Here is a 15,253-nt window from a genome sequence, read left to right as displayed (position 1 = left end):
CCCCATGGACGTATCGGCGCGCATGTGGATCACCACGGTTCCCCTGCTGGACGCGGACGACCCCGTGGTGCTGCTCGGCCTCGACCACACCTCCGAGAGCCCCGGCGAGCGTGTGATCTCCCTGCTGCTCGACCGGGGCCACGAGGGCGAGGAAGGGGTGTTCCACCTCCTGCCGTTCGACCTGTCGGCCCGCTACGAGCGGACCGGCGACCGTCTGGCGGTCGTCGTCACGACGTCCGGTCAGGTGCTCGCGCACGCACTGGCCGACCGCCCCGACCTCGCAGGCGCTTACCTGCCCCACCTCCCGGCCGGCGCCACGGACGACGACCGGGTGCCCCTGGTGCGCCGTGAGATCGTGACCGGCTTCGTCCCTGCCGAACAGGGCGGGGAGAAGCAGCCGGTGCTCCTCGTCGACGACGACGGGTCGGCGCCGGTCGCCGAACTGCTCGCCCGGTTCGAGGACGGCGAGGCCGGCCTCGCCGTCCTCCACGCCGACTGACCGGCGTCCGCGCCGACCGACCCGCCTGAGATCCTCGTCCGAGGGCCCCATCGGCGTACACGGGAGGAGACGGGCATGACGAGACCCGAGGTCGGGGCGTCCCCCCGGCCCTGTGCGGAGTGCGGCGGTTCCGAGTACGGCGGGGCGCCCGCCTGTACGGCCTGCCGCGCGCTCGTGGACGGCATCGTGGAGGACGAATGGGCCGGCTTCCTGCGCCGGTGGGACGTCGGCGACGACCAGGAAACCGCCCTCGCCGAGATGGTGGCGGCCGAACCCGACCGTCACGACTGGCGGGTGGTGGACGCCGCACTCGACCGGCTCGTCTGCGCGGACTGCGGGGACAGGCTCGGTCGTGGCCCGGTCGGCTGCCCCGCCTGCGACCGGGCCCACGGCTTCCGCTACGCCGCGATCGAGACGGACCGGCCGGGTGTCCCACGCGGCAACGAACACGCCGTCCGCGTCAACGTCTCGGTGGTGCGCCGGCCACATGTCACCTCCGCCGGCGAACTCCTCGTCCGGCGGCTCCTGTTGCCCGTACTCCTGGTGGGGTTCCTGCCGACCACCGAGGAGGCACAGCGGATGAGCGCCCTGATCAGGAGAAGTCCCCCGGCACAGCGGATCCCTCTCGCCGAGCGGATGATCGAGGAAGCGACGGCCTTGCGACGTGCCGGACACCGTCCTCCCGGACGGGATCGCCGCTGAGCCGGTCCCGGTCGCGTCGCCCCGGAGCGTTCACCGCGCGGCGGAGGCCGAATCGATGGTGACCACCCGCGCCCACGCGGGCGGCGAGTCCGGTACGTAGTCGGTCTCCTCCTCCCACGACCGCGTACGGCGGCGGTCGAACAGCCCCACCACCGTCCGGCACGGTGGCCGGCTCTCGGGCCACGGGGTCTGACCGTCCGTCAGGACGACGACGACGTCCGGCCGCGGTCCCGTCCGGAGCACCTTCGCGAAGCCCGCCCGCAGATCCGTACCGCCTCCGCCCACCAGGGGGATCCCGGCGGCCCGGCACAGCGGATGCACGAGCCGGGCGGCCGCGTCGCACGGCAGCACGGAGACCAGGTCCCGCCGGCCACCCACGGCGCGGGAGATCGCGGCGACCTCCAGGAGCGCGCTGCCCAGTTCGTCGTCGCTGACCGACCCGGACGTGTCGATGATCACCGCGACCCGGGGCGGTCTGCGCCGCAGGCTCGGCAGAACCACACCGGGCAGCCCGGCCGACCGCCGCGACGGCCGGCCGTACGTGTAGTCCTCGCCCGCACCGGAACCGGAGGTCGCCGAGCGGACCGCCGCCCCCAGCAACTCCCGCCAGGGCTGCGGCGGATGGAACGCCTCCTCCGCCCACCGGCGCCACCCCTTCGGAGTGTTCCCCGGCCGGGCGGTGATGCCCTGCGCCACCCGGAAGCGAACGGCGTCCCGTTCCTGCGGGCTCAGCCCGTCCGCGCCGTCGGGTCCCAGGTCCCACTCCCGCTCCAGCCCGTCGGCGCCACTGCCGCAGTCCAGCCAGGCCATGCTCTCCGTCAGCGGCCCGAGCCCGAACTGCCGCAGGTAGTCCTCCATCAACTGCCCCTCGGACAGCTGCAACAGCCGGGGTTCGACGGCTCCTTCGGGCCGGACCAGGCCGTCACCGAACGCGTCGTCGTTGATCTCGCAGTCCGCCGCGATGTTCATCCGCAGCCGTTCCGCCCGGCCGGTCAGCCCGCGCTCCCGCGCGACCCGGTCACCGCGCCCGTGGTGGTCACGGAGCAGGTGCGACACCTCGTGCACCCATACGCCCGCCAACTCCTCCACCGGCGTCCGGGCCACGAAAGCGGGGGAGACGTAGCACCGCCACTGCCGGTCGACGGCCATCGTCGGTACCCGCCGTGACTCCACCACGTGCAGGGCGAACAACGCCGTCGCCATGAAGGGCCGGGCCCGGACGGCGTGCAGCCGGGCGGCGAAGAGCTTGTCGCGGTCCAGGGCCCCCGTCCCCGGCGCGTCCGCGGTCATCGTCCGGCCCCCGTGCCGTTCCCGGCGCCCGCGATCTCCGCGGCGCGGGCCGCCGCCCGGTCGGCCCGCCGGGAGAGGGACACCGCTCCGGCGAGCCGGTCGATCGACGCGGGAACGTCCCAGTCCTCCCGGCGCAGCGAGGCGAGCGTGGTCGCGGGCACGACCACCAGGTCCGGGGCCCCGGTCTCCATCGCCCGGACCAGCAGCGCCCACGCCGCGTCCCAGCGGTCCCTCTCCGGCCGCGCGCGTACCGCCCGTACCACCCCGTCGAGCACGGCCTGCCGCAGATCCCCCCGCTCGGGCAGCGCGGCACCCGACGGATCGGCGAGAAGCTCCTCGGGGTCCGGCAGGTCCATCCGGTCCAGACTCGCCAGCAGCTCCAGCCCCGGACCGTCCCCCACGGTGCCCCTCACGAGCAGGGAGAGCACTTCCCGGGACGAGCCGGACGCGGTCGCGAAGGCGATCAGACGCAGCGTCATCTCCCAGCTCCGCGGGGACGGCCAAGGGCCGCCCTGGCGGGCCTCGTTGCCCGGCAGCCGGTGGACGAGGGAGGCGCGGGCCGAGAGCAGACCGCACACGGCACGGCGGGCGAAGTCCACCGATTCCGGGAGGAGTCGCGGGTCGAGCCGTGGCAGCGTCGCCCGGGGCCATGTCCCGGCGAGGCCGCGTACGACGACCTCGTGGTCATGGATCCACTGAAGGTGGACGAAGCGGTTGGCCAGCGGCGGACTCAGCTCCCAGCCGTCGGCCGCCGACGCCCGCGGATTGGCCGCGGCCACGATCCTCACCTCGGGCGGCAGCCGCAGGGCGCCGATCCGCCGCTCCAGTACGAGACGCAGGAGCGCGGCCTGAACAGCCGGTGGCGCGGTGGACAGTTCGTCGAGGAAGAGCAGCCCCCGGCCCGCCCGCACCAGTCGAACCGCCCAGTCCGGCGGGGCCATCGGGACACCCTGTTCGGCGGGATCGTCCCCGACGACCGGCAGGCCCGAGAAGTCGGAGGGCTCGTGGACGCTGGCGATCACCGTGGTCAGCGGCAGGTCCAGGGACTCGGCGAGCTGTGTCAGCGCGGCGGTCTTGCCGATCCCCGGCTCACCCCACAGCAGTACGGGCAGATCGGCGGCCACGGCCAGGGTCAGCGCCTCCAGCTGGATGTCGGGGCGCGGTTCGGTGGTCGTGTCGCGCAGCAGGGCGAGCAGTTCGTCCGCGACGTCGAGCTGCGATCCGGCGCCGTGGGCGGCCGGAGCCGCGGCGGTGCCGGCGGCCGTATCGGTGGTGGGGGCGAAAGGCGTGCGTGAGGACAAGTTTCATCACCTGTGGGTTCGTTGGTGCGCGGAGGTGGGCGAAGTGGGCGTGGCGGGACAGGGATTCCCTGCCGATCGGTGGTGGTTCGGTTCAGCGGGTGATGCCGTGGCGCGGACGCGAACGGAGGTCCCGGGGACGGGAAGCCCGGTACAGATTGCGGCCCGAGCGAGGACCGGGGCCGACCATTCCCGCCCTGAACAGCCCGTAGGCGATCCGCCGTTCCGCGGCGGCCGCCAGCTCGTCCCGCAGAGCGCCGCCGCGCAACAGCGCGTCGGGGCCCAACAGGCCCTCGACGACGGCCAGCGCGCCGGCGGCGTCGCCGTGGTCCAGCCGTTCGCGGACCCCGCTCAGACAGTCCGGAGTGCGGTGCGCCTCGTCGATCGCCCGCAGACAGGGCAGCGGAGTACCGCTCAGCGAGGCCAGCAGCTCCTCCCGCCGGATCTCGTCCGGGTCGTGGTCCAGCGGGGCCAGCACCCCGTCGACCAAGCCGATCCGGTGCTGAGCTCCCCGGCACTCCACGAGGCGCCCCTGCCCGGCCGGGTCCCCGACGCGGGACGGCCCGGCCGGTGTGTGCTCCGGTACCAGCGCCGAGGCGACCAGCGGGTGCAGCAGTTCGGCCTCGATCAGACCGGCGCGGAGCAGTTCCAGGTCGGGGGGCACCCAGGCCGCCGCGTCGGGCAGGACCGGCAGCGCGGAGGCGACACCGTACGCGGACGCCGTCGTGAGCCTTGGTACGGGCGGCCCGACACCGTCCCGGTCCGCGACCAGCTCCAGGTCCAGCCGCAGCCCGGCCCCGAACCGTACGGTGAAGGCCCCGGTGGAGCGCCCCTCGGCGCGCAGCAGGATCTCCGCCTCGGCCGCCCAGCGGTCAACGGCACAGGGGTGTCCCGGGGGAACCGCCGCCAACACGTCCGGGTCGGTCGCGGGACGGCCGCCGGCCGGTGACCGGCCGGCCCCGGACCGTTCGCGAAGCTCGTCCGTCCTGCGCGCGTCCCACAGATGACGGTGCAGATCGAGCCGGAACCGCCGGTCGGGATGCGGATGCGGATGCGGGTGGGAACGGCCGCGGGGGCCGTCCGCGTCGCGCGATCCGTCCCACAGCGCGAGGCTGATCCGCTGACCGCCGTCCGCCCAGGCGGGCGGAGTCCGGACGACGAGACGCACCGGGTACACACCGTCGCGCCCCGCGACGTCGTAACGGGCCAGAGCGACGGTCAGTCCCGGGCGCAGCAGCCCGTCGGGAGCGATCCTCGGCATGTGCCAGCGCAACAGGTCGGGAGCCAGGTGGCGAAGATCGGCGCGGAGCCGGGCCGCGAACTCCGACCCGTGGGTACGGGCAGCGGCACGTGGATGGAGATCGACATCGATGCCCGCGGCGGCACATGCCCCCGCCCAGTCGCCGACATGACGGCGGGCGGTCGCGGTCTCGATCACGGAGGGCGGCACGGCGTAACGACGCACGCGCGGCCAGAAGGAGAAGCGGGAGTTCCCGTGCACGGTCTCAGTGAGCATCAGCACTCACCTTGCGTGGACGGGTCCCCCAATCTGACGGCGGAATAGGTAGTCATCGCGGTGACCATAGCGCTCCTCATCCCGAACTGCCAGACGCTTATGACCGGGAACGGCGTTTTTTGACACGCGATGGTCCGGCTCGCTTTACTCCTCGCAACGCCGGAGCTGAGCGACCAAGCTGAGCACACGGCGCCAGAGGTACGCCTAGCCGGTGGACGGGCCCGTGGTCCGCGAGCCCGGACAGAGTCGCCAGGACCCCTCCGGGGTCCGAGGCGGGGACGTACCCTCCAGTTCTCCGGAGCTCGACAGTGAGCATCGACCGTGCCCGTTCCCGCCGGTTCCTCACCGCGGTCGCGGCCCTCTCGGCTGCCTTGATCACCACTCTCCTCGCCTCGTCCTCCTCGGGCGTCCCGGCCGGGGCGGCGCCCCTTCCGCCGGCCAACGCCGGGTTCGACTACCAGATCGGCGGCGCGTACACGCCACCGGCCGGGGTGGAGGTGGTCAGCCGTGACCGCGAGGATCCCCCGGCGGACGGGCTCTACAACATCTGTTACGTCAACGCCTTCCAGGTCCAGCCCGACGAGCTGGACGAGTGGGCCCCCGACCTCCTTCTGCGTGACGCGGACGGTGACGTCGTCATCGACGAGGAGTGGGACGAGGCCATCCTCGACATCAGCACCCCCGGCAAGCGGGACCGCATCGCGGCCAGGGTCAACGGCTGGATCGACGGCTGCGCGAGCAGCGGGTACCAGGCCGTGGAGCCGGACAACTACGACAGCTACGAGCGGAGCCGGGGCGGCTTCGGCAGCTCCGCCGCGATGGCCTTCGTCGCGCTGCTCTCCGAGCACGCGCACGCCGAGGGCCTGGCGATCGGTCAGAAGAACACCGCCGAGCTCGCCGAGTTCCGTTCCGGCACGGGGCTCGACTTCGCCGTCGTCGAGGAGTGCGGGGAGTACGACGAGTGCGACGCGTTCACCGAGCACTTCGGTGACGACGTGATCGTCATCGAGTACACGTCCACCGGTCTCACCACCGCGTGCGCGGGCTGGCGCGACAGTCTCAGCATCGTCCGCCGTGATCTGGGCGTCGCGCCGCTCGGCGGCGACGGCTACCTCCGCCGGACCTGCTGACCTCGCGGCGGCGGTTGTCCCTCCGGGTCCCGGTGTCCGACGCCGCCCGGGCCGTCGGTGATGTTCGTGCGACGGGCGTATTGCCCCTGTGTCACGACAGATTGACCGGGTGTCAGATCTGTGTCGCGGTCATGACATCGTCCGGGAAAGCTTGTTCCGCCCGAACGCCCCAGGTCATCGTCGTGGTGCGGCCTACGACCCCGTACGCCGTCCCCACACCGGCGCGTGTCCGACCGGCGCGCCACCGTCCGAGGAGGACCCTCTCGATGGCAGCAGTACGCGACACCAAGCGGCGGGCCGCCGTGGCGATCACCACCGCGGCGACCCTGGCGGCGGTACTCGGCGCGGGCCTGGCCGCACCCGCGCAGGCGGCCCCGGCGGAAGGCAGGATTCTGCACGCCGGTGCGGCGGAGGCGGTGCCCGGAAGCTACATCGTCACGCTGAAGCCGGCGGCCGGACTCAGGGCGTCGACAGCCCAGGGCAAGAAGCTGATAGCGGGCTACGGGGGCCAGGTCAAGCGCACCTACACGTCGGCCCTCAACGGCTACGCCGCCACCCTCAGCGGCGCCGAGGCCAGGCGGCTCGCCGCCGACCCGGCGGTCGCGACCGTCGAGCAGGACCAGAAGGTCCACTCGACCGCCACCCAGACCAACGCGCCCTGGGGCCTGGACCGTATCGACCAGCCGAACCTCCCGCTGAACGGCACCTACACCTACCCGGACTCGGCGGGCGGCGGCGCGACCGTCTACGTACTCGACACCGGCGTCCGCATCAGCCATCAGGAGATCAGCGGCCGGGCCTCGTACGGCTGGGACTTCGTCGACAACGACGCCATCGCCCAGGACGGCGCCGGTCACGGCACCCACGTCGCCACGACCGTCGCCGGCACCACCTACGGCGCCGCGAAGAAGGCGAAGATCGTCGCCGTGCGCGTCCTCGGCGACAACGGCTCCGGCACGACCGCCGGGGTCATCGCCGGCGTCGACTGGATCACCGCCAACCATGTCGCCTCCTCCGTCGCCAACGTCTCGCTCGGCGGCGGGCCCAGCACCACCCTGGACGACGCGGTGCGCAGATCCGTCGCGTCCGGCGTCACGTACTCCATCGCGGCCGGCAATTCGGGCGCGCTCGCGTCCAACTACTCACCCGCGCGGGTGTCGACCGCGATCACGGTCGGCGCCACCACCAGGACGGACGCACGGGCCACGTACTCCAACTACGGCCCCACCGTGGACATCTTCGCGCCCGGCTCTGGCATCACCGCCGGCTGGAACACCTCGGACAGCGCCACCTACACCGGCAACGGCACCTCCTTCGCCGCCCCGCACGTGTCGGGCGCCGCCGCCGTCCATCTGACCAACCACCCGGGTGCCTCCCCGGCGGCCGTCGCCACGGCGCTGGTCAACGGCGCGACGTCCAACGTCATCACGGGTGTCGGGACCGGCTCCCCGAACAAGCTGCTGAGGCTCGTCCCGTAACGAAAAGCGCCGCACCACCGCACCGAAGTACGACGCACGACGCACGACGCACGAAGCACGACGCACGACGCACGACGGCCGGGGATCCGGGCGTGGGACGGTACGTCTCCCACGCCCGGGCCCCCGGCCCGCGTCATGCGCTCACACCCGCGCCCCGTTGTCCGCCCGGCGCCCGCGACGCGGCACCGCTCCCGTACGGCCCGCGCCACGCCGCCCGCGCGGTGCTCCCGGACTTCCCTTGCTGCGCGCCTCCATGGCCAGCGCGACCGGCACGGCCGTGAACACCGACGAGTACGTGCCCACACAGATACCGATGAGCAGGGCCAGCGCGAAGTCCCTGAGCGAGTCCCCGCCGAGCACCGCCAGCGCCGTGAGGATGAACAGCGCGCCCATACCGGTGTTCACCGTTCTCGGCACCGTCTGCAGTACGGCCGTTCGCGCGGTCGGCAACAGGGCGGCGCCGGGCGACCTCGCCCACAGTTCACGGACACGGTCGAAGACCACCACGGAGTCGTTCACCGAGTAACCGATGACGGTGAGCAGCGCGGCGAGGAAGATCCCGTCGACGGGACGGCCCAGCCACGCGAAGACCCCGATCAGGATCACCACGTCGTGCACCAGCGCGGTCACCGACGCCACCGCGAAGGACCACCTGAACCGCACCGCCAGATAGAGGAGTTGGACTCCCACGGCGATCCCCAGCGCGATCAGCGCGTGGCGCCTCAGCTCGTCGCCGAGGCTGGGGCCGATCAGGTCGTCCCGCAGCTTCGTCGTTGTCCCGCCCTCCTCGCTCAGGGCGCCGCGGATGGCGGCCTCGGTACTGTCGCCCGTGTCCCCGGTGCGTACCGAGATCTCCTGCCGGCCCGCCGTCGTGACCTCGGCGTCGGCGAAGCCCGCGTCGGCCAGGGCCGTACGAGCGGTCTCCACGTCGACGGGCCGGGTCGTCGCGTACTCCATGAGCCGCCCGCCGGTGAACTCCACGCCCAGGTTCACCCCGCGCAGGGCCACGCCCAGGATCGCGACGGCCATCACCGCCGCCGAGACGACCAGCCACCGCCGCGACCTGCGGAACAGATCAGGGGCGCGGCGGGTCAGGTACGTACGCACCCGGCCGGGCAGACCGATTCCGTTGACGCCGGGGAAGTCGGCGACGAAGCGGGAGCGCGTCGCCAGGTCGGTCAGTGCCCGCGCGATGACCAGGGCGGAGAACATCGACGCGAGTACGCCGATTCCCAGCGTGACGCCGAACCCCTTCACCGGTCCCGATCCGAGGGCGAAGAGGAGGCCGGCGGCGATCAGTGTCGTCACGTTGGAGTCGATGACCGCGGTGCGGGCGTTACGGAATCCGGCGGCCGTCGCGGACCGCAGGGTTCTGCCGGACCGTGGAGCGCCGCCGGAGCGGCCCGTGTACTCCTCCCGCGCCCGTTCGAAGGCCAGTACGTTGGCGTCGACCGCCATACCGATGGCCAGCACGAACCCGGCCAGCCCGGGGAGTGTCAGCGTGACGCCGAGTCCGACGAGGGCGGCGTACGAGATCAGCGCGTACCCGGCCAGGGCCAGCGCGGCGAGGCCGCCGAAGAGGCGGTACACGAAGGTGATGAACAGGGCGGTGAGGCTCGCGCCGATCACCGCGGCCCGCGCGCTCGCGCTGATCGCCTCGGCCCCCAGCGTCGGGCCCACGGTGCGCTGTTCGACGACGTCGACCGGTACGGGCAGGGCCCCGCCCTTGATCAGCAGCGCCAGGTTCCTGGCCTCGTCGGCGGAGAACGACCCGCTGATCTGGGTCGTACCCGACGGGAGTCCGGCCCCGCAGGCCACCGAGGGGCTCACCTGTGGCGCGGAGATCACCTTGCCGTCCAGCACGATCGCGACCCGGCGCCGCTCGTCCCCCGGTGGTTGGCAGGCGGCCTCCCCGGTCAGCCGTGTCCACTCGCGGGACGCCTCGTCACGGAAGTCGAGGGAGACGGACCAGCCGGCTCCCCGCTGCCCGTCGAACTCCGCGCGAGCGTCCTTCACCCCCGCTCCCGACAGATCCGGCGCACCGAGCCTGAGCCGGCCGCCGCTCTCGTCGGGGAGGACCAGCTCCCCGGACTTATCGGACTCTTCGGATGTTTCGCCGTCCGCGGCGCCGTTGACGGGATGGAAGGTCAGCTGGGCGGTCCGGCCCAGCACCTCGGCGGCCTTCCGCGGATCGGTGACGTCGGGGAGTTCGACGAGGACACGGTCCTCGCCGGAACGCGTGACGGTCGGCTCCGCGACCCCCAGCGCGTCGATCCGCTGTCGCAGGACCTCGACCGTACGGTCGGTGCTCTCCCGGTCCGCGGTCGCGGTCGCGGAGTCGCGGGCCTGGAGTACGAGCCGGGTACCGCCTTGCAGATCGAGCCCCAGTCTGGGGCTCATGGTGAGTGTGACGAAGAGCGATACGAGCAGGACGGCGACGGCTAGAACTGCCCGCACCGTGGTGGCGCGAGTCATGGGAATCCTCCGGGAGGGCGCCGGAACGCGCCACCCCCACGAGGAAGGCGGGCCTGCTTCGGGCCCGCCCGGCTCTACCGGGGGCGGTGGGTCGGCGCGGAGACGGGACAGTGCGGACGACTGCTCCCGGAGGGCGGCCCCCGGACGTCGGGCAGTCCCGGGGGCCGGGCCGTCGGCGCGCCGACGCCGGGCCGTACGCCGCACTCCACGACGGCGCGGAGGAGGGGGAGTCCCGTGGCGAGCGGCAGGACGCCCGTGTCGGGCTGGGGCGCGTGCTGCTGGCGCGTGTGCTCGGGTGCCCAGAGACCCGTGGACGCGGCCCGGATCGGCGCGCCCGCGTGGCTGTGGGCGGCGCGGGGCGAGTCCCGCCGGAAATCGCGGGACCGCTCGGAGCGTTCGGCGCGGGCGGGCCGGTCGGTCTGCTGGGGGAGTGTCCGCTGGACGGGGGTGGCCGCCGCGGCGCCGGTGTTCGTGGCCGTGGTGCTCGCGCCGAGCGCCGACGCCGGTGCGGGGGAGACCAGGGTGACGACGCCGAGGAGCAGCGCCGACAGCACCCCGGCGGCACGCTGCCGAACTCCCCAAGCCGTTCGCCGCGCCCGTGAGTTCGCCGGCGCGGGCCTCGCGCGGTCACCGCGCGCCTTCCGCGCCTGGACAGTCACCGTCTCAAGGTACCCGTCGCGCGCCGACGGGCGCGCACCGCACAAGAACTCGTGTGCGGTCCCCGCCCGTCGGTTCCTCGCGTGCCCGGGTCGCGATCCGGCTCAGATGAGGGCGGCGCGTACGTCGGCGATCGCCTCTTCGAGCGTGGTGGCCGTGTTCGCGTGCCCGCTGAATCCCTCGTCGTCGGCGGGGTCGACCGTCCAGCCCCAGCCGCTCTCCGGGTGCCCGTCGATCGTCGCCGCGTGCTCGCCCTTGGTGAGGGTGATCGACACGTTGCCCGCGGGGAACGTGTTCACCTCGGCGTGCGCGCTGTTCCCGAACGCGTGGTGGATGGCGTCGATTGCTTCCTGCTCGGTGGTCATGGCAGCTCCTGACTGGGTGAGGGTGTGACGGCCGGTCCAATCGAACGTCCATCTCCGGGCTGATGTCGAGCCCGACACTCCTTCCGGATCACCCTTCAGGGGGACAGTTCTGTTCGAATTTCCGGGTCTAGTATCGCCGTGTTCCCGCCCATGCAATTGCACGACGGGGTCACGCGGACCTCCCGTCTGCGGATTCGCCCTTTCGTCGGCGATATCCGGAGGGGAATCGGCGGGAACTCGGATTGTTCGAAAACAGCGAGGGAGCAGCGTATGGACGGCTATCGAAACGGTGTCCCGGCGGGATCCATCACGGCGGAGTGGATCAAGAGCCGGAAGAGTACGGCCAACGGTCAGTGCGTGGAACTGGCGGCTCTGCCGGGCGGTAAGGTGGCGATGCGCAACTCGACCGACCCCGACGGGCCGGCGCTGATCTTCGAGGCGTTCGAGATGGCAGCTTTCCTGGACGGCGCGAGGAAAGGCGAGTTCGACGCGCTGTAGTTCAACTGGCGTTTTCTGAGCACCAGTTCGGTGGGACATGCGGGCTTTTGCCGTGCCATGATGAGCCACGCTTACTCATGAACGGAGCATGCGTGTCCCATCCGCCAGACAACACCCCGCTCCCGCTTTTCGGCCACGCTCCCGGCCCCGTTCGCCGGCGACGTCTCAATCCGACCGCCGCCGGTATCGTGCTCGGCCTGGAACTGCGCGGAATGCGCGAGGCGCGTGGAATCACCGCGACCGCGTCGGCGAAACTGATCAACGCGTCCGTCTCCAAGGTGAGCCGGCTCGAACGGGCCGAGAGCCCGCCGGACCCGCGGGACATCGACATCCTCGCCGACCGGTACGGGGCGACGGCGGCCGAGCGGGCCGATCTCACCCTCCTCGCCCGCCGCGCGGTGGAGCCCGAGTGGTTCGACCGCTACTCGGACTACGCGGCCTCGTGGATGCAGCGGCTGATCGGGCTGGAGTCTGAGGCCGTGTACTTCTGCGCCTACGAGGCACGGATCGTGCCGGGCCTGCTCCAGAGCGCCGCGTACGCGAGGCAGATCATCAGCGACGGCCTCCGAGTCTTCGAGGGCGACCGGCTCGAACAGCGCGTCCAGCTCCGGCTGGAGCGCCAGCGACGGTTCTTCGACCAGCCGGACCCGCCCAGAGCGGTCTTCCTGCTGGACCGGTCCGTACTGCTCCGCCGGGTCGGCACCCCGCAGATCATGGCCGAACAGCTGTGCAGACTCCTGGAGTTCAGCGACCGGCCCGGCGTCACCATCCGCTTCGTACCGCTGGACAGCAGCGTCGTGTCCAACCACGGGTCCATGGCCCATCTGCGCTTCGGCCCCCTTGGGCCACCCGCCATGGTGTACGTCGAGGGGGACGACGACGCGACGTACTACGTGAAGCCGGACGACGTCGAGCGGCGTGTGGAGTTGATGCTACGCCTCAGCCACGAGGCCGCCGCCTCCTGGCGCGACAGCCGGGCCATACTCCTGGACGCGATCAAGCGGTACGAGGTCTAGGTACAGCGCCGGCGGGCCGGTCCGGCGGCACTTCGGCCAGCCCCCCGTACTCCGTCCATTCGATGCTGCGCTGACGTCGCTTGAGTTCGGAGTCCGGACGCCAGTCCGTGACATCGACCAGACCGGGGGGCTGGATCACCAGGCCGTCGAAGTACCGGTCCACCTCGGCCCGTTCACGCACCCGGCCCCATCGGCCGTGCGTCTGCTCCAGCATCATCTCCGTGACGTGCCGGCGAAGTCCGGCGTCGTCGCTGACGAGCTGGCAGATCACCACGAGGCTGCCGGGGCGCAGGCGGTCCACCACACGCGTGACGAGGTCGCCGGGCCCGGAGGCGTCGGGGATGCAGTGCAGCACGGAGTTGAACAGGACGCCGACCGGCTGGTCGAGGTCGATGAGACGCTTGAAGTCGGCGTGTTCCAGGATGTACTCGGTCTCCAGCATGTCCGACGCGATGACCACGCTCCGGTCGTTCTCGTCGAAGACCGCCTGACCGTGCGCGAGGACGACGGGGTCGTCGTCCACATAGACGACTCGTGACCGCGGATCGACCGCCTGTGCGATCTGGTGGACGTTGTTCTGCGTCGGCAGACCGGACCCGAAGTCGACGAACTGCCGAATTCCGTGCTCCTCGGCCATGACACGGACGACACGTTCCAGGAACCAGCGATTGTTCCGCGCCAGTTCCTTCGTGGTCGGCGCGACCTTCAGGAGCTCCTCGGACGCTCTTTGGTCGACGTCGTAGTTGTAATGGCCGCCCAGCAGCCAGTCGTACATCCTCGCCGCGCTCGGAACGGATAAATCGACACGCCTGTTGTCCGCCAACGGAAAGACCCCTCCCGGTTCGAGCCCCGATCTCGCCAGGGAATACGCCACCATCCTAGGAGGACGGACCGTGGCCGCACCACCACTCAGGGTTCTCACGGCCGGGACGTACGGTGCTCCAGCTGTCTCAGCGCCGTGTCGGAGAACTGCCGCCGGGCCGTCAGGAGGGACGCCGTCACCGTCGGAATGTCGATACCCATCAGATCGGCTATGGCCTCGGGCGTCATGGACAGCCGCCACCGCAGCAGTGCGGTGTCCGCGGTGTCCTGGGGAAGCGCGCGGTACAGCAGCCCGACGGCCGGGTCCCGTCCGTCCCCGTCCCGGCTCGCCGCCTGGATCTGCGCCCGCAACTGCTGCCACGCGTCCGCCGCGGGGCGCGCGTTCCGCAGGAGTTCGTTCCACCGGCCGGCGACGGCCGAGATGGTCGCGTCGACCGCCGCCTGGCTCGCGGTCTCGTCGAGCAGCCTGGCCCGCGCGTAGGACAGGTAGTGAATTCTGTGCAGCTGCACGAAGGCGGCGAGGCCGAGGAGGGTCTGCTGATTCATGGGCCGGCTTCGGGCGCCGGTGACGGGGCGGGCTCGCGGGTGCGTATTCAACGCGTCTCCTTCCAGGGGCTCGGCGCGAAACGCGGTCCGCCGCTCCGCGGCGGGAATCGCCGCGGAAATACCTGACGAACCGAAGGGCCCCTTACTCGGAGCTGTGACGACCGTACCGTGTGTCACTCCGCGGTCACGGCGAATACCCCGTCATGCAAAGTCAGATTTCACAGACATACCGAAGGGCGCCCGCCGCTCCCCGAATTCGCAATCGGATTCGAATTCCGAACGTCTCCTCGGCGGGGCGAAGTGCGGCTCGGTGCCGCCCGGCTCAGTACCGCTCGGCCACCCAGTCGTACCAGCTGTGCATCCCCTCGCCCGTGGTCGCCGACAGCGACAGCATCGTCAGGCCCGGGTTGACGGAGCGGGCGTACTCCTCGCAGCGGGCGACGTCGAAGTCGACGTACGGCAGCAGGTCGATCTTGTTGACGATCACCAGATCCGCGGCGGCGAACATATAGGGGTACTTGAGCGGCTTGTCCGCCCCCTCCGTGACCGAGATGATCACGACCCTGCTGCGCTCCCCGAGGTCGAAGAGGGCGGGGCAGACCAGATTGCCCACGTTCTCGACCAGCACGAGCGATCCGGCCGCCGGTGCCAGGGTCGTGAGCGCGTCCCGCATCATCCCCGCGTCCAGATGGCAGCCCGCGCCGGTGTTGACCTGGACGGCGGTGCTGCCCGCCCGCTTGATCCGGTCGGCGTCGAGCGTCGTCTCCTGGTCACCCTCGACGACCGAGACCGGGCGCCGGCCGGCGAGGTCCCGGATGGTGCGCTCCAGGAGGGTGGTCTTCCCGGCGCCCGGCGAACTCATCATGTTCACCGCCACGATGCCCTGCTCGGTGAGCCAGGCGCGGTTGGCGGCGGCCAGGTCCTCGTTCTTGGCGAGGACCCGCTGTTCGAGGGTGATGGT

15 protein-coding genes are annotated in these 15,253 nt (G+C 71.8%); 6 read left to right on the top strand and 9 right to left on the bottom strand.

Annotation, left to right across the window (positions count from 1 at the left end; translation table 11 throughout):
* The first annotated feature begins 4 nt into the window (after window positions 1-4).
* Both GXP76_RS17050 and GXP76_RS17045 read left to right on the top strand, forming a co-directional pair.
* Window positions 5-499, top strand: coding sequence for a hypothetical protein (locus tag GXP76_RS17050; protein WP_242572387.1), 495 nt, complete (start codon window positions 5-7; stop codon window positions 497-499).
* A gap of 75 nt (window positions 500-574) precedes the next feature.
* Window positions 575-1,201: a hypothetical protein gene (locus GXP76_RS17045; protein ID WP_242572386.1), complete on the top strand. Its 627-nt coding sequence runs from the start codon at window positions 575-577 to the stop codon at window positions 1,199-1,201.
* Between the two features lie 30 nt (window positions 1,202-1,231).
* Here GXP76_RS17045 and GXP76_RS17040 read toward each other — a convergent pair whose 3' ends face one another.
* The 3 genes from GXP76_RS17040 to GXP76_RS17030 all read right to left on the bottom strand — a co-directional run bounded on the left by GXP76_RS17040 (window position 1,232) and on the right by GXP76_RS17030 (window position 5,305).
* Complete coding sequence (locus tag GXP76_RS17040) at window positions 1,232-2,491, bottom strand: VWA-like domain-containing protein (RefSeq protein WP_242572385.1); 1,260 nt, start codon at window positions 2,489-2,491, stop codon at window positions 1,232-1,234.
* Window positions 2,488-3,792, bottom strand: a complete 1,305-nt coding sequence (locus GXP76_RS17035; protein WP_374361355.1) for an AAA family ATPase — start codon at window positions 3,790-3,792, stop codon at window positions 2,488-2,490. The genes GXP76_RS17040 and GXP76_RS17035 overlap by 4 nt, the downstream gene beginning before the upstream one ends.
* Before the next feature lie 91 nt (window positions 3,793-3,883).
* Complete coding sequence (locus tag GXP76_RS17030) at window positions 3,884-5,305, bottom strand: hypothetical protein (protein ID WP_242572384.1); 1,422 nt, start codon at window positions 5,303-5,305, stop codon at window positions 3,884-3,886.
* A gap of 314 nt (window positions 5,306-5,619) precedes the next feature.
* Here GXP76_RS17030 and GXP76_RS17025 point away from each other — a divergent pair, with 314 nt between their 5' ends.
* Window positions 5,620-6,435 (top strand): endo alpha-1,4 polygalactosaminidase, encoded by an 816-nt coding sequence (locus tag GXP76_RS17025; protein WP_374361368.1) that lies wholly within the window; start codon window positions 5,620-5,622, stop codon window positions 6,433-6,435.
* A gap of 266 nt (window positions 6,436-6,701) precedes the next feature.
* Complete coding sequence (locus GXP76_RS17020; RefSeq protein WP_242572383.1) at window positions 6,702-7,913, top strand: S8 family peptidase; 1,212 nt, start codon at window positions 6,702-6,704, stop codon at window positions 7,911-7,913.
* A 141-nt stretch (window positions 7,914-8,054) separates the two neighbouring features.
* Here the strand turns inward: GXP76_RS17020 and secD are convergent, their stop codons facing one another.
* The 3 genes from secD to GXP76_RS17005 all read right to left on the bottom strand — a co-directional run bounded on the left by secD (window position 8,055) and on the right by GXP76_RS17005 (window position 11,410).
* Window positions 8,055-10,388 carry a protein translocase subunit SecD gene (gene secD / locus GXP76_RS17015; RefSeq protein WP_242572382.1) on the bottom strand — a complete coding sequence of 778 codons (2,334 nt, stop codon included), beginning with the start codon at window positions 10,386-10,388 and terminating at the stop codon, window positions 8,055-8,057.
* A gap of 74 nt (window positions 10,389-10,462) precedes the next feature.
* Complete coding sequence (locus GXP76_RS17010; RefSeq protein WP_242572381.1) at window positions 10,463-11,047, bottom strand: hypothetical protein; 585 nt, start codon at window positions 11,045-11,047, stop codon at window positions 10,463-10,465.
* Between the two features lie 102 nt (window positions 11,048-11,149).
* Window positions 11,150-11,410, bottom strand: a complete 261-nt coding sequence (locus GXP76_RS17005; protein ID WP_242572380.1) for a hypothetical protein — start codon at window positions 11,408-11,410, stop codon at window positions 11,150-11,152.
* A gap of 270 nt (window positions 11,411-11,680) precedes the next feature.
* Between GXP76_RS17005 and GXP76_RS17000 the strand changes: the two genes are divergently transcribed.
* Together GXP76_RS17000 and GXP76_RS16995 are read left to right on the top strand one after the other, a co-directional pair.
* Window positions 11,681-11,908 (top strand): DUF397 domain-containing protein, encoded by a 228-nt coding sequence (locus GXP76_RS17000; RefSeq protein ID WP_242572379.1) that lies wholly within the window; start codon window positions 11,681-11,683, stop codon window positions 11,906-11,908.
* Between the two features lie 92 nt (window positions 11,909-12,000).
* Window positions 12,001-12,924, top strand: coding sequence for a helix-turn-helix transcriptional regulator (locus tag GXP76_RS16995; protein ID WP_242572378.1), 924 nt, complete (start codon window positions 12,001-12,003; stop codon window positions 12,922-12,924).
* Here GXP76_RS16995 and GXP76_RS16990 read toward each other — a convergent pair.
* The 3 genes from GXP76_RS16990 to hypB form a co-directional block, all read right to left on the bottom strand.
* Window positions 12,905-13,801, bottom strand: a complete 897-nt coding sequence (locus tag GXP76_RS16990) for an SAM-dependent methyltransferase (RefSeq protein ID WP_374361348.1) — start codon at window positions 13,799-13,801, stop codon at window positions 12,905-12,907. The two genes, GXP76_RS16995 and GXP76_RS16990, sit on opposite strands and share 20 nt — an antisense overlap.
* A 41-nt stretch (window positions 13,802-13,842) precedes the next feature.
* Window positions 13,843-14,292, bottom strand: a complete 450-nt coding sequence (locus GXP76_RS16985; protein WP_242572375.1) for a hypothetical protein — start codon at window positions 14,290-14,292, stop codon at window positions 13,843-13,845.
* A gap of 322 nt (window positions 14,293-14,614) precedes the next feature.
* Window positions 14,615-15,253: hydrogenase nickel incorporation protein HypB (gene hypB, locus GXP76_RS16980; protein WP_242572374.1), on the bottom strand; the 639-nt coding region annotated here is incomplete at its 5' end.

The sequence above is a fragment of the Streptomyces sp. NP-1717 genome (genome assembly GCF_022695985.1).
In the GTDB taxonomy this organism is placed as follows: Bacteria; Actinomycetota; Actinomycetes; order Streptomycetales; family Streptomycetaceae; genus Streptomyces.
The sequence above is the reverse complement of the archived record's forward strand: the minus strand, read 5'-3'. Positions and strand labels throughout refer to the sequence as shown.